Origin of the sequence: Streptomyces sp. NPDC048331 (assembly GCF_043201215.1) — a bacterium.
Taxonomy (GTDB): Bacteria; Actinomycetota; Actinomycetes; order Streptomycetales; family Streptomycetaceae; genus Streptomyces.
Genome location: NZ_JBICYT010000023.1, coordinates 35,312 through 51,122, shown reverse-complemented (window position 1 = coordinate 51,122; position 15,811 = coordinate 35,312). Strand labels below are relative to the sequence as shown.

The window sequence follows — 15,811 nt, the reverse complement described above, 5'->3', positions numbered from 1 at the left end:
GTGTGAGTTGACAGAAGTCCTACCCGTGCACCACCCTTTCACTACTTACCTAGTGAAAGGGTGGTGTTGAGTGCTGGAATACCGCATCGACCGGCGCAGCGGCATCGCCACCTACCTGCAGATCGTCCAGCAGACCAAGCACGCCCTGCGGCTGGGCCTGCTGCGGCCGGGCGACAAACTGCCGGCGGCGCGCGAGGTCGTGGAGGCCACCGCCATCAACCCGAACACCGTCCTCAAGGCCTACCGCGAACTGGAACGCGAAGGCCTCGTCGAGGCGAAGCGGGGGCTGGGCACCTTCATCCGGAGGTCCCTGGGCAGCGCCCCGGCCGACTCTCCGCTGCACGACGAACTCGCCGACTGGGCCCGGCGGGCCCGGGACGCCGGCCTGGAGCGCGACGACGTCGCCGCGCTCTTCACATCCGTACTGGAACAGCACTTCGAGGGGGACGGCGAAGCATGACGGAAACCGTGATCGAGGCACAGGGCCTCGGGCTGCGCTACGGACGCCGGGGAGGCTGGGCACTGCGCGACTGTTCCTTCCGCCTTCCCGAAGGCCGGGTGTGCGCGCTCGTCGGGCCCAACGGCGCCGGTAAGTCGTCCCTGCTGAGCCTCGCCGCAGGCCTCACCCTCCCCACGGAAGGCACCCTGCGCACCGTCCCGCGCGAGACGCTCGCGTACGTCGGGCAGGACAAGCCCCTCTACCCGCAGTTCACCGTCGGCGAGACCCTGCGGATGGGCCGCGAGCTCAACCCGGGACGCTGGGACGCGGCGACCGCGGAGCGGATCGTCGAGGCCGGGGAGCTCGACCCGCGTACCAGGGTCCGTACGCTCTCCGGCGGTCAGCGCACCCGCCTCGCCCTGGCCATGGCCCTCGGCAAGCGCCCCGGCCTGCTCCTCCTGGACGAGCCGATGGCCGACCTCGACCCGCTCGCCCGGCGCGAGCTCATGGGCACCCTGATGGCCGACGTCGCCGACAACGGCACGTCCGTGGTGATGTCCTCACACATCCTCACCGAGCTGGAGGGCGCCTGCGACCACCTCCTGCTCGCCGACCGCGGCCGGATCCGCCTCAGCGGCCCGATCGACGGGATCGCCGCGGCCCACCGGCTGCTCACCGGCCCCGCCGCCGCCTCCGCCCAACTCGCCGCCCACACCGTCGTCGAGTCCCGTACCACCGGCCGCCGGCTCACCGCCCTCGTGCGGCCGCGGGGGCCCGTCGACCACCAGGTCTGGCAGTCGGAACAGCCGACCCTGGAGGAGCTCCTGCTCGCCCATCTGCGTTCCCCCGAGGCCCCGTCCTTCACCACGGAGGACTCCCTCACCACGACGGGGGTACGGGCATGAGCGACCTGGCGCTGAAGGGCCCGTACTGGGTCGCCGTCCGCCAACACCGGCGCGCACTGTGGACGGTGCCCGCCGTCGTGGCCGCCGCTCTCGCCGGCGTGGTCGCCCTGCGCGCCTGGGCCGGCAGTGTGGACCCGGGCGAGTTCGGCGTGGCGTGGCCGAACGACGGCTACTCGTTGCTGCGGCTGTGCATGCAGTACGCCGGCAAAGGCCTGCTGTTCCTGCCGTTGCTGGTGGGAGCGTTCGTGGCCGGCCCGATGACGGCCCGTGAGCTGGAGAGCGGCACCTGGCGGCTCGCCCTCACCCAGTCGACCACCCCGAAGGCCTGGCTCGGCTCGAAGGTCGCGGTCGCGGCGACCGTGTCGCTGCTCGGCGCGGTCGCACTCACCGGCGTCTACCGCCTCGGCTGGGCACGGGTCACCGGCACCTACCGGTTCCATTGGGCGGATCGCGGGACCTACGAAACCTCCGGCCCGGTGCTCGTGGCCTACTGCCTGCTCGGCGTGGCACTCGGCGTGCTCGTCGGCCAGCTGGTCCGGCGGACCCTGGCCGCCATGGCCCTCACCGGCGCCCTCACCGGCCTGGTGATGCTGGGCCTCGGCGCGCTGCGGTGGTCGATCCTCCCCGTGCAGACGGGCACGGTCCCGTTCCCGGGGCAGGCCTCGCAGGTGATCCCGTCCTCCGCCCTGATGATGGACACGGGGTTGCTCACCTCCACGGGAGAGCGCCTGCCCGAGTACGCCTGCTTCGAGCGGACCCACGACATGGGGGTCTGCCCGGCGGACATGGACGTCACCGGCTGGTACGCGGAGTTCCACCCGGTCTCGCACTACTGGCCGACGCAGCTCATCGAGAGCTCGCTGATCCTGGTCCTGGCCGGCGTCGCCCTGTTCGCCGCCTTCCGCCTCGTGGGCGCCCGGCGCGCCTGAGCCGCGGCCCGTACGCGGTGTAGGGCAGATGGCGGACGGCGCTTGTGGTGCTGTCCCGAGGTCAGCACGCTTGATCCATGAGCACACCTGTCCCCGGTCCGGTGCGGCCTCCCGCGACGGTCCGACCGGACGACGCCCGCCGGGCGCTGGTGGCGGGGTCCGTCGGCAACTTCGTCGAGTGGTACGAGTTCGGGATCTACGGCTACTTCGCCACCGTCATCGCCGCGCGGTTCTTCACCCCGGCCGGCGGCAGCGAGGTGGAGGGGCTCGTCAAGGCGTACGCGTCGTTCGCCCTGGCGTTCTTCTTCCGGCCGGTCGGGGCCGCGGTGTTCGGACGGTTCGGCGACCGGGTGGGCCGGCGGCCCGCGCTCGTCCTGGTCGTCTGCCTGATGACCGGTGCCACGGCGTCGATCGGCCTGCTCCCGACGTACGCGTCGATCGGCGCGGCCGCGCCGTGGCTCCTGACCCTGCTGCGGATTCTGCAAGGACTGTCGGCGGGCGGGGAGTTCGGCGGGGCGGTCTCGATCATGACCGAATCCGCGCCACCGGGCCGCCGGGGACTGTACGGGGCCTGGCAGTCGTTCACCGTCGCGCTCGGTCTGCTCGCGGGCGCCGCGGTGGCTGTGGTCCTGGCGAGCGTACTGACCCCGTCACAGCTGCACGGTTGGGGCTGGCGGGTGCCGTTCCTGCTGACCTTGCCGCTGGGGCTCCTCGCGCTGCGGCTGCGGTTGCGGCTGCCCGCCGAGGAACCGGCCGCCCGCGTACGGCCCGGGCGGACCCGGCGGCGTCCGGGGGAGACGGCGCGGGCGGTCGTGCTGGGCGTCGGGCGGGTGATGGGCTGGTCGGCGGCCGGCTACACCTTCCTGGTGGTCCTGCCCTCCTACCTGCAGAGCACCCTCGGCACCAGCTTCCAGCGGGCACTGCTCGGCACCGTCCTGGCGAACCTCGGGTTCGCGGCGTCGATCCTGCCCGCCGGGAAGCTGAGCGACCGGATCGGGCGGCGCGCGGTGATGGCGGCCGGGGCCCTGCTGGTGGCCGCGCTCGCGCTTCCGCTGCTGCACCTGCTGCAGGACCCCGGCGGGCCGGCGTACCTGAAGGGGGCGGCGCTCCTCGCCGCGGGGGCCGGCGTCGGCCTGATGGCGGGTCCGGGTCCCGCGATGCTGGCCGAGATGTTCCCGGCCAGGGTGCGCTGCACCGGGCTCGGGCTGGCGTACGCGCTGTCCAACGCCGTGTTCTCGGGCTGCGCGGGACTGATCATCACGGAGGTGGTCGAGCGGACCGGGAACGTCGACGTCCCCGGGTACTACGCCGCGACGACCTGCGCGGTGAGCGCCGTCGCGCTGCTCACCCTGCGCGGCGACGACCACGAGCGGGCGCTGCGGTGAGCGCCCTGCGCGTGGTCGGGCTGATGTCCGGCACCTCGTACGACGCGATCGACGCGGCGGCCGCCGACCTCACCCTGGACGGCGACACGCTGGTGCTCACGCCCCTGGGGATGATCAGTACGGCGTACGACGACGACCTGCGGGCGGACCTCGCCGGGGCCCTGCCGCCCGCCGGGGCGGACCTGGCCACGGTGTGCCGGCTCGACACCCGCATCGGACAGGCCTTCGCGGCGGCGGCGGTGCGGGCGGACGCGGAACTGTGCGGCGGGCGGACCGACCTGGTGGCCTCGCACGGGCAGACCGTCTTCCACTGGGCCGAGGACGGCCGGGTGCGCGGGACCCTCCAGATCGGCGAGGCGGCCTGGATCGCCGAGGCGACCGGCCGGCCCGTGGTCTCCGGCTTCCGTACCCGCGACGTGGCGGCCGGGGGACAGGGCGCGCCGCTGGTCAGCATCGTCGACGTGATGTGGCTGCGGGGACGGCCCGGGGTACCGGTGGCACTCAACCTGGGCGGGATCGGGAACGTCACGGTCGTGCCGGGCGGAGTGGCAGGGACCGGGGGCGTACCGCTGGCCTTCGACACCGGCCCCGCCAACGCGCTGATCGACGCGGCGGTGACCGCGCTGGCGGGCCGCGACGCCTCGGGCGAGGCGCACACGATGGACGCGGACGGAGCCCTCGCCGCACGGGGCACGGTCCACCCACCGCTGCTGCGCAGGCTGCTGGCCGACCCGTACTACGCCCGCCCCGCACCGAAGACGACGGGCAAGGAACTCTTCCACCTGCCTTACCTGCGCGCGGCGCTGGACTCGTGCGAGCCGCTTTCCGTCGAGGACGTCGTCGCCACGCTGACCCGGCTCACGGCCCGGACCGTCGCCGACGCGATCCGGCCCTTCGGGGCGACCGAGGTGATCGCGTCGGGAGGCGGGACCCGCAACCCGGTGTTGATGGACCGACTGCGGGAGGAGCTGGGCGGCGCCGGGGCCGAGGGGAGGGTCGGCGCGTGCGTGCTGCGGTCCTCGGACGAACTCGGGCTGCCCGCAGGAGCGAAGGAGGCGTACGCCTTCGCCGTACTGGGCTGGCTCACCGCGCACGGCCTGCCGGGCACCGTTCCCTCGTGCACCGGCGCCCGGCACGCGAGCGTGCTCGGCTCGATCACGCCCGGAGGTCCGGGCCTGCGCCTGCCGCGGCCGCCGGCGACGGCGCCGGTCCGGCTGACGGTCGCCAACGGGCCCCGCGCGGCCCGGCCGGACCGCCGACGGTGATGCGGCCGGGCCGCCGGCGCCGGCTCCGCCGGTCCTGCTGTCCCCGCTACCCCTGCTGTCCCTGCTGTCCCTGCTGTCCCTGCTTGATCGCGGAGATGTCGAACTCCAGGACGATCTTGTCGCCGACCAGCACACCGCCGCCTTCCAGGGCCGCGTTCCACGTCACGCCGAACTCCTTGCGGGAGATGGTGACCGACCCCTCCAGGCCGACCCGCAGGTTGCCGTAGGGGTCGACGGCGTTGCCGGTGTACTCGAAGTCGATGGTGACGGGGCGGGTGGTGTCCTTGACGGTCAGGTCGCCGGTGACGCGGTACTCCGAGTCGGAGAGCGGCTCGACCGAGGTGGTCCGGAAGGTGATGTCAGGGAAGGTGGGAGCGTCCAGGAAGTCGTTGGTGCGCAGGTGCTGGTCCCGCTGGTCGACGCCGGTGTCGATGCTCTCGGTCTTGACCACCACCTGGGCGGTGGAACGGGCCGGATCGCCGCCGTCCAGATGGGCCGTGCCCTCGAACTGGTGGAACGCGCCGCGGACCTTGGTCACCATGGCGTGGCGGGCGACGAAGCCGATCCGGGTGTGGGCGGGGTCGAGGACGTAGTCCCCGGTGAGCTCCTGGATGGTGGCGGTCATGGGTGACGTTCCTCCGTAGGGCGGGATCCCGGCGGCGGTACGCCCGGATTCTTCCCGACCCACGCTAGGGCGCGAGGCGGCCCCGGGCCGCTCGGACGCACGGAGCGTCGCCGGAGTGCACTCCGGCGACGGCCGGCCTCACCCGTGGAGAGCAGCAGCCGACCGCCGCGGCGCCTCGCCGGCGCCGATCAGATCGACGTTTCGTCGGTCAGCGGGGGCAGGGGGTACGGACGGAGGACCATGAGCGAGTCCTCCGAAGTCGCCACCATGGCGAAGGGGAATCGGTCGAGCTCGAGACAGAGCGTGACGTCATCGGGATGAACTCCTCGACGCACACGTTCCACCAGCTCGGAGGCGGCGCGCGACGCGCCGGCGCGACGGAGGAACTCGGCCGCGTCCGTCGCGGCCTCGGTGGCCCGCCGAGCGATGTACTGAGCGCACGCCAGGTCCTCCTCGGCCCGTCCGTCCTCGCCGGTGACCACGAACGTGACCTCGTCACACGCGCGTGCTCGCAGGACCCGAGCCGTCGCCTCCGCCACCACGAAGCCGGCGCACAGCACCAGCGCGGCCTCCTTGACCGCCAGGGCGCCGACCGTCCCGGCCGTCGTCTTCTGCACGACGGTCCGTCCACCGAGGTCCATGGACCGCAGCATGCCCGGCGAGTTGACGGTGTCGAACCCGGGCGCGGGCGGACCGTCCTTGAGCGCCACCCACTCCGGATGGCGGGCCTTGAGCGCCAGGGCCTCGTCCAACGACTCCGCGAGCACGATCTTTTCCGCCCCCTGGGCGAAGGCCCAGGCAGCCACCGTGAAAGCGCGCATGACGTCGACCACGACCGCCACGGGCGGGGTGTCGACCAGTTCGCCTATGCCAAGGAAACGAGCGTTCATACGATCATGGTCGTGCATGCCGACCGGACGTGTCGGCCCCACGGCCGTGAACTGCCCCTGCGGCACGGCCCCCAGGGCGGGGACGGGAGGCCGCGCCGTCCCGCGTTCAGGGGGACTCGGGCGGCGGGGTGGCGCCGGGTACCGGGGCGACGAAGGCCGGATTGTCCTGCCAGGTGGGTTCCAGGGGCTGGATGTCGACCACGGTCACACCGGTACCGGGGCGCTGCTCGCCGATCAGTTCACCGCGGTGCTGCAGCACGAACGGGACGGTGAGAGGTCGGGCCTGGACGGCGTCGTTGACGTAGACGTCCTCGGTGAACGCGTACCGGGCCGAGGACCAGCACCACTCGCATCCGGCCTCGGGCTTGCCCTCGTACGTCCACCGCAGGCTGACGCGGTAGGTCGTGGGACCGCCGGTGTCGTGCCCGGCGGTGAAGACGAGCTTGCCGCGGCCGGTGCGGGGGTCGGTGGCGCACATGTCGAGGGTGACGGTGCCGTACCCGGGGACGCTCTCGGGGGTGGCGAGCTGCGGCACGGGGCGCGCACAACCGGGCGCGGGGGTGGGGGAGGGCCCGCCGCCGCTGGGTCGGGGAGTCGGGGTGGCATCTCCGGTTCCGGGTGTTCCGGGTGTTCCGGGTGCTCCGGTGGGGCCCGTGGTGGGGACGCCGGGCGTGGGCGTGCCGGGCACGGGCGTTCCCGACGGCAGGACCGACGGCAGGACCGACGCGTGGGCGGTCGGCGAGACGGAGGGCGCCCTGGTGGGCGGGGCGCTGGGCAGGGGGCCGGGGCGTCGTCGGCGTTCACGGGCCCGGCGAATAAGGCGAGGACGGCGGCCGCGCAGGTGGCGACGACGGCGGCGGGTATCAGCTTGCGGTTCACGGGTTCCTTCGGGTCGGGACGGCCCCACCCCGGGCCGGGGCGGTGCGCCGTCCCCGGAATGTACGCACCGGCTCCGGCCAATTCGGAGGAGGACACGCCTCATCAGCGACTTCGGGCCGTCCTGAGGTCGGAAGGCTGCCCGACCTCGGGACGGTCGGGAGGGTCGGGGCGGGCGACTTTCGCCGCCGACCGGGGGGTCGCGGCGCGCGCCGCGACCCGGAGCGTCGCGCGGGCTGCTACTGCTGTGCTGGGCCGGGCGCCGCCCGCCCCGGCCCATCCCGCGCACACCAGGAGCCCCGCACATGCCGACCCGCGCCCGTGGCCGCCGGAGCCGCCTCCGCAGCGGACTGTCCGCCACCGTCCTGACCGCCGCCGCGCTCGGCGGGCTGCTGCAGCCCGCGCAGGCGGCCGGCGCCCCTGACCCGGACGGGCCCGGGCGCCACGACAAGGGCCTTCAGCGGCAACTCGACGGGCTGGTCGCCCAGGAGGACGGCCCACCCGGGGTGATCGCCCTGCTCACCCGGGGCGACCGTACGGAGGTGTACACGGCCGGAGTCGGCGACATCGCGACCGGTCGCCCACCGCACCCCGACGACCACATGCGCATCGCCAGCATCGCCAAGGCGTTCAGCGGGGCGGTCGCGCTCCAGCTCGTCGACCAGGGCCTGCTCTCCCTCGACGACACCATCGGCGAGCGGCTGCCCGACCAGCCCGAGGCCTGGCACGCGGTGACGCTGCGCCAGCTCCTCCAGCACACGAGCGGCCTGCCGGACTTCTCGACCGCCCCCCGGTTCCTCGAGATCCTCACCGCCGACCCGCGCCACGTGTTCGACCCGCGCACCCTCCTCGACTTCGTGGAGGACAAGCCGCTGCTCTTCGTCCCCGGCTCCCTTTACGAGTACTCCAACTCGGACAACATCGCCGTCGCGCTCATGGCCGAGGCCGTCACCGGCCGCCGCTACGAGGACCTCCTCAAGGAACTCGTGTACCGCCCGCTGGGGCTGCGCCGCACGAGCCTGCCCCTGGGGTACCGACTCCCGCGTCCGTACCTGCACGGCTACGACGTCCAGCCGCCGGCCGAACCGGAGGACATCAGCGAGGCCCTGGGCGCGTCCGGTGTCTGGGCCTCCGGTGGCATCGTCTCCACCCCGAAGGAACTGGGCACCTTCATCCGTGCCTACGGCGGTCCCTCGATGCTGTCGGCGCAGACCCGCAAGGAGCAGCTGACCTTCCGTCCCGGCGACTCCTCGGAGCCGGCCGGACCCGGTACCAACGCCGCCGGGTTGGCGATCTTCCAGTACACCACCCGCTGCGGGGTGCTCTACGGCCACACCGGGAACTTCCCCGGGTACACCCAGCTCGCCGCCACCACCCCCGACGGCACCCGGTCGCTGACCTTCTCGATCAACACTCAGACCAGTAAGAGCAACAAGCCCGCACTGCTGGCTCGACTGCGCACCGTGCAGGAGAATTTCGTCTGCGCCCTGCTCAAGAAGCACTGAAACGTGCCGAGCTGACGGCGTGACGGCGTGACGGTGCGGCGGCGCGGCGGGTGTGGCGCGAAAACGATCACGCTCGCCGGCGCCGCCACCCGCGATCCCTATGCTGACGCCATGCTCGACATACCTCTTTCAGCGCTGGAAGTCGCGATGGTGCAAACGGGCACCCGCGCCGTGGACACCCTGCGGGACACCACGGCCTTCGCCCGAGAACTGGAGAACCTCGGTTACCACCGCCTCTGGTACGCGGAGCATCACCACTCGCCCGCCATCGGCGCGTTCCCCCCGGTCGTCCTGACGGCGCACGCGGCCGCCTCGACCTCCGCCATCCGGCTCGGTTCGGGTGGCGTGCTGGCCCCCAACCACGCCCCCCTCGCACTGGCGGAGCAGTTCGGCACGCTGGCCGCCCTGCACGAGGACCGGATCGACCTGGGCATCGGTCGCGGTCCCGGCACGTTCGACGAGGCGACCGCGCGGGCGCTGCGTCGCGGCGCCGGCCCGGCGACGGATGCCGAGTACCGCGACGACGTGGCCGCGATCCTGTCGCTCCTGGTCGACGAGGTGGCCCTGGGCCCGCTGCCGGAGCCGTGGCTGCTGGCCTCCAGCCCCGCGGGGGCCGCGCTCGCCGCGGAACTCGGCCTGCCGGTCGCGGTCGCCCACCACATTCGGCCGGACAACACCCCTGCGGTCCTGGAGCGCTACCGGTCGGCCTTCTCCCCCTCCCGCTGGTGCGAGCGGCCCCGTGTACTGCTGTGCGTGGAGGCGGTGTGCGCGGAGACGGAGGAGGAAGCCGTACGACGGGCGGGGCCGATGAACGTCGTGAAGGCCGGCCTGCTCAAGGGGGAGAGCCGGCTGCCCTTCCCCACGCCCGAGCAGGCGGCCACCCATCCCTTCACGGAACAGGAACGGCACGCCCTGACCGGTTTCCGGGCCCAGCAGGCCGTCGGCACGCCGGAGACCGTCGTGAAGCGGCTCGCACACCTGGCCCGCGAGACCGGGGCCGACGAGCTGATGCTGGCCACGCCCGTCTACGACCTCGGCGACCGCCTCGCCTCGTACGCGCTCGTCGGAAAGCACTGGGGAGCCGCGACGGCCGGGTAGGCCGGGCCCGCCGGCGTCACCGCCACCGCGTCCGGCCCCGCCGCGCGGGTCGTGACACTGCTCACAGGCGGCGCGGCACCGGGGAGGCGGCCACAGCCGTTGGCGTTCCGGGGCTGTCCCGCCTCCGAGCGGAAGCCCGTGTGCACTGAACCACACAAAAGGGGCCATTCGGCCGAGGAGGGGCTCCGAACGGATGACCTAGCCTGGACCGACCAACGTGTCCGGGGGCTGAGGGCAAAGGAAGAGCACGTCCATGCGCATCACCACCAGTTCCGCACGTCGTCGACGGGCGGGGTACGGGGCCGCGGCCGCCCTTCTCGGCCTCCTGGCGGCAGCCGGCACACCCGCGTACGCCGCCACGGACGGCTCGGTGGACCGCGCCCCGGACGCTCCCCCCGGTGGCCACTCCGCACCGGCCGGAACGGCAGGCGCCGCTCAGGGAGCCGCCGAGGGAGCCACGAAGGAAGCCGCTCGGAGCGCCGCCGAGGGAGCCGCTCGGAGCGCCGCCAAGGAAACCGCTCAGGGGGCCGCGAAGGAAGCCGCCCCGGGCGCCCTCCACGGCAGCACCGGGGTCCCGCTGGGGATATCCCGGCTGGCGCAGGGCGCGGGCCGGGATGTCGCGATCACGATCGACGACGGCCCGGACCCCCGCTGGACGCCCCAGGTGCTGGAGACGCTGCGGAAGAACCACGTCAAGGCCACCTTCTGCATGATCGGCACCAAGGCGCAGAAGTACCCGGAGCTGGTGCGCGCGGTCGCCGCCGACGGGCACCAGCTGTGCGACCACTCCGTCGATCACGACGTCACGATGGACCACAAGCCCGTCGCCTACCAGCGACAGCAGATCCTCGACGGCAAGGCCATGATCGAGAAGGCCGTTCCCGGGGTCCCCGTCACGTACTACCGCGCGCCGGGCGGCGCCTTCACCCCCGACAGCCGGGCGATCGCCGCCGCGAGCGGCATGCGGCCCCTGGGCTGGAGCGTCGATCCCAAGGACTGGAGCCGGCCCGGCCTGAAGGCCATCCTCTCCACCGTGCAGGGCAAACTTCCGCAGCAGCCGACGGTTCTCTTCCATGACGGGGGCGGCGACCGCAGCGAAACCGTCGCCGCGCTGAAGGAGTACCTGCCCTGGCTCGCCGAGCAGGGCTACAGCTTCTCCTTCCCGGCCCGCACCACCCCGTAGTCGAGGACCCGGTCTCGGGCAGCCTCCCCGCCCTGCTAGGTGGGGAGGCTGAATCCGTTGAAGAGGTCGTCCATGCCGCGCAGGGCCAGGCGGGCCGGGGTGGCACCGACCGCGAGATCACGGACGGCCACCACGATCGGGTTGCGCAGGACGCCCAGACGTCCGACGCGGCGGGCCCGCAGGCGCACGGCGTCGGTGCGGGCGTGGCGAGCGGCGGTGTACGCGGCGAGGGCGGCCGGAACGGCCGCGTCCGCGGCGTCCCGCCCGTCCGCCCCGTCCCCGCGCTCGCCGGCGGGCAGCAGGTGGGCGAGGACCACCGCGTCCTCGATGGCCTGGCAACCGCCCTGGCCCAGGTTGGGCGCCATGGCGTGGGCCGCGTCGCCCAGCCAGGCGATCCGGCCGTGGTGCAGGCGGGGGAGCGGGCCGGCCAGGTCGTAGAGATCGTTGCGCAGGACATCGGCGGGGTCGAGACGCCCGACGCGCTCCAGCAGGGCCGGAATGGGCGCGTGCCACCTGCCGAAGCGCTGCCGCAGCTCGGCGCGGGGGTCGGCGAAGCGGGTGTCCGGCGGGACGACCGCGGTGGCGTAGAGGTAGGAGCGGCCGTCCACGAGCGGGGTCACCCCGAACCGCTTCCCCCGGCCCCATGTCTCGCTCATGGCCCCTATGCGCAGGTCCGGCGCCTCCACGATGGTCCGCCAGGCCGTCTCACCGATGTAGTGCAGTCCGGGGTGCGCGGGAAAGTGCGCGCGGCGCAACGGACTGTGGATGCCGTCGGCGGCGACGACGAGATCGGCGGGCAGAGCCGGACCAGCCGCCGTGCGAACGATGGGGCGGCGGCCCTCGGCGTCGTCGACGCCGGTCACCTCGGTGCCGTAACGGAGGGCCGATGGGGGCAGAGCGGCGGAGAGGGTGCCGGTGAGGGCCGGGCGCGGAACGGCCAGGGGCGCCGTCCCGTAGCGGGCCGTCATCTGCGCGGTGGCCGCCCGGGTGAGCCACCGGCCGTCGGGGCGGCGTACCCCCATGGCCGCGGGTACGGCGCCGCCGATCGTGCGGGAGACGTCGACGCCGACGGCGCCGAGCGCGCGCAGGGCGTTGGGGGCGAGCCCGATCCCGGCGCCGGTGACGGGCGGTTCGGGGGCGCGTTCGCAGACGGTGACGTCCCACCCCCGGCGGTGCAGCGCGACCGCGACCGTGAGGCCGCCGATCCCGGCTCCGACCACCACCGCGTGACGGTTCGTCATGGTCACCCTCTCCGTTCGGGGTCCCCACCATAGAACGGTCGGGTCAAGGCGCGAGCACCCGCCCGTGCCCCACGGTCCAGGCCGTCCGGCCGCGTCCGGGTCGGTGCGGCCGTCGCCCGGGGGCGGACCCGGCCCGAGGGGCGCCCCAGGGCGACTCCGCTCAGCGCCAGCGCCAGGCCGCACAGCTGGCGGCCCGTCAGCACCTCCCCGGCGACCGCCGTCCCGAGCAGTACGCCCGTGACCGGGTTCAGCAGCCCGATCAGGCCGACCGTTCCGGCGGGCAGGCGGCGAAGCCCGGCGAACCAGGCGGCGAAGGCCAGCGCGGTGGCGACCAGCCCGACGTAGCAGAACGCGAGGAGGGCCGACGGGGACATCGGCGGCGGCGCGCCCTCGACGGCCATCGCGACCGGCAGCAGGAGCAGGCCCCCGGCGGTGAGCTGCCACGCGGTCGAGGCGAGCACACCGACATCGGCGGTACGGGTGTTCCACCGCTTGGCCAGGATGTGGCCGAAGGACGACACCAGTACCGCCGCGGCCGAGGCCAGAACGCCCGGCACGCTGATCCCGCCCGCGCCCCCGAGCAGCATGAGGCAGACCCCGCCCAGTCCGATCACGGCGCCCGCCAGGTGGGCGAGGCTGGGGCGCTCGGCGACCAGGGGCCAGGCGGCAAGCATCATGACCAAGGGGGAGACGGCCATGACGGTCGAGGCCACGCTCGTCGGCAGCAGTTGGGAGGCGACGAAGACGAGGACGAAGAACACGCTCACGTTGAGCAGCCCGAGGACGGCCGACCGCCCCCACCACAGGCCGCGCGGCCGCCGGCGGCACAACGCCAGCAGGACCAGGCCGGCCGGCAGTGCTCGTAGGGCGGCCCCGTACAGCGGGTGGTCCGCCGGTAGGAACTCGTGGGTGACGAAGTAGTTGGCCCCCCAGGCGATCGGCGCCACGGCGGTCAGTGCCACCCAGCGGGTGTTTGCTTCCATGGAAGGTATTATAGCTTCCATGGAAGCGAATGTATCTCCGGAGGAGCACGGGCCACCGCTGGACCGGGTGGCCCGGATCCAGGCCGACTGGCGCCGCGAACGGCCCGACCTCGATGTCGCCCCCCAGGGCGTGATCGGTCGACTGCACCGCCTCGCCGACCGGCTCGGCGCCGAACTGCGCCTCGTCTACGACCGCTACGGCCTCGGCGAAGGCGAATTCGACGTCCTGTGCGCACTGCGCCGCGCCGGTGAGCCCTTCGAGCGGGCACCGGGCGAACTCGCCGCGCACACCATGGTCACCACCGGTGCGATGACGAAGCGGATCGACCGCCTGGAACGGTCCGGGCTCGTCACCCGCCGGCGCTCCGGTGACGACCAGCGCGCCCGGATCGTCGCCCTCACCTCGGCCGGGCGGGACCTCGTCGACCGGGCGTTCAGCGACCACATGCGCAACGAACGCCGCCTGCTGGACCTCGTGACACCCGAGGAGGCCGCGGCACTCGAAGGGCTGCTCACCACCTGGCTCTCCCGGCTGGAGGACTGAGGCGCGGTCGGGACGGTGTCCGTACCCGCCGATCTCCACCCTCGACCCGACCTGGAGAATGCCACGGTATGAACGCTCAGCCACCGTCGGGTCCGTCGGCCGGAACCCTCCGCGCCGTGCGGGCGTACCCGCGCCGCGCGCCGTTGACCCTCGCCTACGTCTGCCTGCTCCTGGCCGGTCATGTCTGGCTGGGCCAGGGGCTGTCCGCCGATCGCGCGGACGCCCTGCTCGGCTACCTCAGCACCAACCTGGACAACTTGCGGGACCATCCGCTGCGCGCGCTGCTCGGCAGCGTGCTGTTCTTCGACGGCACGCTCACGGACGTCACGTCGACCGACTTCGTGGGTACCTTCATCACCCTGGGCCTCGGGGTCTGTTGCTCCCTGGCCTGGGTGGAGCACCGATGGGGCAAGTGGCGCGCCATAGCCGTGTTCCTGGGCGGCCATGTCGTGGCCACCCTGCTCACCGCTGTCGTCATCGTCGTCGCGCTGCGGCACGGTGGGTATCCGACGGCCGTACGACAGTCCTTGGACTACGGGGTCAGTTACGGAGCCCAGACCGTGCTGGCGATCGGCACGCTCGCCCTACCGCGCCGTGGTCGCCTCCCCTGGGCCGTCTTCGTCCTCGCCTGGCCGCTCGGCGGCGCCGACTGGTCCGCGCCGCTGCCGGACTTCACCACCATCGGCCATGTCCTGGCGGCGGTCCTCGGCTTCGGACTGCTGGCCGTCCCGGCCTTCAGGCGGCAAAGGGTCCGCGCCGCCGAGCCGTTGACCGTCAGGACCGGATAGCCCTCCCGCACTCGTCCTCGGCGGAGCCGCCCCGCGCGACCGGTGCGCTGCGGTCGTACGGGTCGACCTGCTCGCCCGACTCGTCCGCCCCTCGCTCCTTGCCGAACGGCGGCGCGAGATAGCCCGTGGGGGCGCCACAACCGCCGTTGGTCATGTCGTACTTGTACGAGACGATCGAGAACGTGCCCGGCTCCGTGGTCACCTTGTCGGGGTCGTCCCAACTCAGGACCAGCTCGCGCCGGACGATCGTGCGGACGACCTCGTCGTCACCGTCCGCGTCCGCGCGGGTGACCGGGTAGACGAAGGTGACGTCGGCGGTCACCTGGAGCGCGCCGCGCTCGCCCTCCCGGTAGGTGAGCCCGCCCTTGGTCTTCACGACGTCGCCGACCAACCGGGTGCTGGAGGGCTGGAAGCGGCTGAAGAGGAGAAGAGGGTCGTTCTTCTCGGTCGGGGTCTGGAAAGCGGTCTTCAGGAGGTCCTGGACGTCCTTCTGGTGCGGGTTGATCAGTGCGATGGCCTGCTCGGGGCGCTCGCCCCGCAGCACCCCGCGGTCCAGGCCGGACGTGACGACGAAGTCCCGGCTGCGGGCGAGGGCCTGCTCGACCTGGGCCGCGTTCATCCAGCCGACCGCCCCGGCCGGCGGCATGCTGATCCCCTCCGCCCCGCTCGCCCAGTCCGCCGCCGGAGAGCCGCGGAACGGCTCGTCCACGGTGGGGCGCCGACCCGCTTCCGCGGGGGCGTGGTGGTCCTCGCCGGCGAACAGGTCCACCACCCGCCCCGGCACGAACGCCACCACCAGCAGCGCCAACGAGGCCAGCAGCCCGATCAGGTACCGGCCGGTGCGCCGCTTCGGCCGCGCGGGCGTGTAGCCGCGCCAGCCCTCCGAGCCGCCGCGCGGATCCGTACGCACCCGACGGGCCACGTCGCGGGCCCGTGCCGAGGGCTCCTTGGGAGCGTCGGCGGCACCCGCCACCGACTCGCGCAGAAATCGCTCCCACTCCTCGTCGGACCTGGACGAACCGTCCGACTCCGTACCCCGTCCCATCCCCGTCCCCCTGGTCGTCCTTCGACAGCGGCCCACCCCCTGAGCGCGCGTTCGATCATGACACAGGGCACCGACGGCGCGGTCGGTCGGGCGGAGGGGCGGGCGCGCCG

General features: G+C 73.4%; 16 protein-coding genes. 10 read left to right on the top strand and 6 right to left on the bottom strand.

Annotation, left to right across the window (positions count from 1 at the left end; translation table 11 throughout):
- The first annotated feature begins 70 nt into the window (after nucleotides 1–70).
- The 5 genes from ACGFYY_RS28560 (at nucleotide 71) to ACGFYY_RS28540 (ending at nucleotide 4,923) form a co-directional block, all read left to right on the top strand.
- Nucleotides 71–460: a GntR family transcriptional regulator gene (locus ACGFYY_RS28560; protein ID WP_393713671.1), complete on the top strand. Its 390-nt coding sequence runs from the start codon at nucleotides 71–73 to the stop codon at nucleotides 458–460.
- Nucleotides 457–1,344 (top strand): ABC transporter ATP-binding protein, encoded by an 888-nt coding sequence (locus ACGFYY_RS28555; protein WP_393713669.1) that lies wholly within the window; start codon nucleotides 457–459, stop codon nucleotides 1,342–1,344. Before ACGFYY_RS28560 ends, ACGFYY_RS28555 begins: the two co-directional genes overlap by 4 nt.
- The gene (locus ACGFYY_RS28550; RefSeq protein ID WP_393713667.1) at nucleotides 1,341–2,273 is read left to right on the top strand and encodes an ABC transporter permease; all 933 of its coding nucleotides are present in this window, start codon (nucleotides 1,341–1,343) and stop codon (nucleotides 2,271–2,273) included. The genes ACGFYY_RS28555 and ACGFYY_RS28550 overlap by 4 nt, the downstream gene beginning before the upstream one ends.
- 77 nt (nucleotides 2,274–2,350) lie before the next feature.
- Nucleotides 2,351–3,658, top strand: a complete 1,308-nt coding sequence (locus ACGFYY_RS28545) for an MFS transporter (RefSeq protein WP_393713665.1) — start codon at nucleotides 2,351–2,353, stop codon at nucleotides 3,656–3,658.
- A gap of 5 nt (nucleotides 3,659–3,663) precedes the next feature.
- Nucleotides 3,664–4,923: an anhydro-N-acetylmuramic acid kinase gene (locus ACGFYY_RS28540; RefSeq protein ID WP_393713826.1), complete on the top strand. Its 1,260-nt coding sequence runs from the start codon at nucleotides 3,664–3,666 to the stop codon at nucleotides 4,921–4,923.
- 46 nt (nucleotides 4,924–4,969) lie between these two features.
- Here ACGFYY_RS28540 and ACGFYY_RS28535 read toward each other — a convergent pair whose 3' ends face one another.
- The 3 genes from ACGFYY_RS28535 to ACGFYY_RS28525 all read right to left on the bottom strand — a co-directional run bounded on the left by ACGFYY_RS28535 (nucleotide 4,970) and on the right by ACGFYY_RS28525 (nucleotide 6,973).
- On the bottom strand, nucleotides 4,970–5,548 hold the full coding sequence (locus ACGFYY_RS28535; protein ID WP_393713663.1) for a YceI family protein: 579 nt from the start codon (nucleotides 5,546–5,548) through the stop codon (nucleotides 4,970–4,972).
- Between the two features lie 188 nt (nucleotides 5,549–5,736).
- Entirely contained in the window at nucleotides 5,737–6,438 is a 702-nt protein-coding gene (locus tag ACGFYY_RS28530) for a 2-phosphosulfolactate phosphatase (protein WP_393713661.1), read from the bottom strand.
- A gap of 106 nt (nucleotides 6,439–6,544) precedes the next feature.
- The gene (locus ACGFYY_RS28525) at nucleotides 6,545–6,973 is read right to left on the bottom strand and encodes a hypothetical protein (RefSeq protein WP_393713659.1); all 429 of its coding nucleotides are present in this window, start codon (nucleotides 6,971–6,973) and stop codon (nucleotides 6,545–6,547) included.
- A 646-nt stretch (nucleotides 6,974–7,619) separates the two neighbouring features.
- On the opposite strand from ACGFYY_RS28525, the gene ACGFYY_RS28520 reads away from it, so the two are divergent.
- The 3 genes from ACGFYY_RS28520 (at nucleotide 7,620) to ACGFYY_RS28510 (ending at nucleotide 11,100) form a co-directional block, all read left to right on the top strand.
- Entirely contained in the window at nucleotides 7,620–8,819 is a 1,200-nt protein-coding gene (locus ACGFYY_RS28520; RefSeq protein WP_393713657.1) for a serine hydrolase domain-containing protein, read from the top strand.
- Between the two features lie 111 nt (nucleotides 8,820–8,930).
- A complete protein-coding gene (locus ACGFYY_RS28515; protein ID WP_393713655.1) occupies nucleotides 8,931–9,917 on the top strand; it encodes an MsnO8 family LLM class oxidoreductase in 987 nt (328 codons plus the stop codon).
- A gap of 253 nt (nucleotides 9,918–10,170) precedes the next feature.
- Nucleotides 10,171–11,100 carry a polysaccharide deacetylase family protein gene (locus tag ACGFYY_RS28510; RefSeq protein ID WP_393713653.1) on the top strand — a complete coding sequence of 310 codons (930 nt, stop codon included), beginning with the start codon at nucleotides 10,171–10,173 and terminating at the stop codon, nucleotides 11,098–11,100.
- A gap of 35 nt (nucleotides 11,101–11,135) precedes the next feature.
- On the opposite strand, the gene ACGFYY_RS28505 is transcribed toward ACGFYY_RS28510, so the two are convergent.
- Nucleotides 11,136–12,341: an FAD-dependent oxidoreductase gene (locus tag ACGFYY_RS28505; RefSeq protein ID WP_393713651.1), complete on the bottom strand. Its 1,206-nt coding sequence runs from the start codon at nucleotides 12,339–12,341 to the stop codon at nucleotides 11,136–11,138.
- A 2-nt stretch (nucleotides 12,342–12,343) separates the two neighbouring features.
- The gene (locus ACGFYY_RS28500) at nucleotides 12,344–13,324 is read right to left on the bottom strand and encodes a DMT family transporter (RefSeq protein WP_393713649.1); all 981 of its coding nucleotides are present in this window, start codon (nucleotides 13,322–13,324) and stop codon (nucleotides 12,344–12,346) included.
- A gap of 19 nt (nucleotides 13,325–13,343) precedes the next feature.
- Here ACGFYY_RS28500 and ACGFYY_RS28495 point away from each other — a divergent pair, with 19 nt between their 5' ends.
- Together ACGFYY_RS28495 and ACGFYY_RS28490 are read left to right on the top strand one after the other, a co-directional pair.
- Complete coding sequence (locus ACGFYY_RS28495) at nucleotides 13,344–13,868, top strand: MarR family winged helix-turn-helix transcriptional regulator (RefSeq protein WP_393713647.1); 525 nt, start codon at nucleotides 13,344–13,346, stop codon at nucleotides 13,866–13,868.
- Between the two features lie 68 nt (nucleotides 13,869–13,936).
- Nucleotides 13,937–14,656 (top strand): rhomboid-like protein, encoded by a 720-nt coding sequence (locus tag ACGFYY_RS28490; protein ID WP_393713645.1) that lies wholly within the window; start codon nucleotides 13,937–13,939, stop codon nucleotides 14,654–14,656.
- Here the strand turns inward: ACGFYY_RS28490 and ACGFYY_RS28485 are convergent.
- Complete coding sequence (locus ACGFYY_RS28485; RefSeq protein WP_393713643.1) at nucleotides 14,643–15,701, bottom strand: hypothetical protein; 1,059 nt, start codon at nucleotides 15,699–15,701, stop codon at nucleotides 14,643–14,645. The two genes, ACGFYY_RS28490 and ACGFYY_RS28485, sit on opposite strands and share 14 nt — an antisense overlap.
- Nucleotides 15,702–15,811 lie beyond the last annotated feature (110 nt).

Coding starts and splice junctions, on each gene's coding strand:
- ACGFYY_RS28550 (WP_393713667.1), top strand. CDS start 1,341: ATGAGCGACCTGGCGCTGAAGGGCCCGTACTGGGTCGCCGTCCGCCAA.
- ACGFYY_RS28545 (WP_393713665.1), top strand. CDS start 2,351: ATGAGCACACCTGTCCCCGGTCCGGTGCGGCCTCCCGCGACGGTCCGA.
- ACGFYY_RS28490 (WP_393713645.1), top strand. CDS start 13,937: ATGAACGCTCAGCCACCGTCGGGTCCGTCGGCCGGAACCCTCCGCGCC.
- ACGFYY_RS28535 (WP_393713663.1), bottom strand. CDS start 5,548: ATGACCGCCACCATCCAGGAGCTCACCGGGGACTACGTCCTCGACCCC.
- ACGFYY_RS28530 (WP_393713661.1), bottom strand. CDS start 6,438: ATGAACGCTCGTTTCCTTGGCATAGGCGAACTGGTCGACACCCCGCCC.
- ACGFYY_RS28495 (WP_393713647.1), top strand. CDS start 13,344: ATGGAAGCGAATGTATCTCCGGAGGAGCACGGGCCACCGCTGGACCGG.
- ACGFYY_RS28485 (WP_393713643.1), bottom strand. CDS start 15,701: ATGGGACGGGGTACGGAGTCGGACGGTTCGTCCAGGTCCGACGAGGAG.
- ACGFYY_RS28500 (WP_393713649.1), bottom strand. CDS start 13,324: ATGGAAGCAAACACCCGCTGGGTGGCACTGACCGCCGTGGCGCCGATC.
- ACGFYY_RS28520 (WP_393713657.1), top strand. CDS start 7,620: ATGCCGACCCGCGCCCGTGGCCGCCGGAGCCGCCTCCGCAGCGGACTG.
- ACGFYY_RS28515 (WP_393713655.1), top strand. CDS start 8,931: ATGCTCGACATACCTCTTTCAGCGCTGGAAGTCGCGATGGTGCAAACG.
- ACGFYY_RS28510 (WP_393713653.1), top strand. CDS start 10,171: ATGCGCATCACCACCAGTTCCGCACGTCGTCGACGGGCGGGGTACGGG.
- ACGFYY_RS28555 (WP_393713669.1), top strand. CDS start 457: ATGACGGAAACCGTGATCGAGGCACAGGGCCTCGGGCTGCGCTACGGA.
- ACGFYY_RS28505 (WP_393713651.1), bottom strand. CDS start 12,341: ATGACGAACCGTCACGCGGTGGTGGTCGGAGCCGGGATCGGCGGCCTC.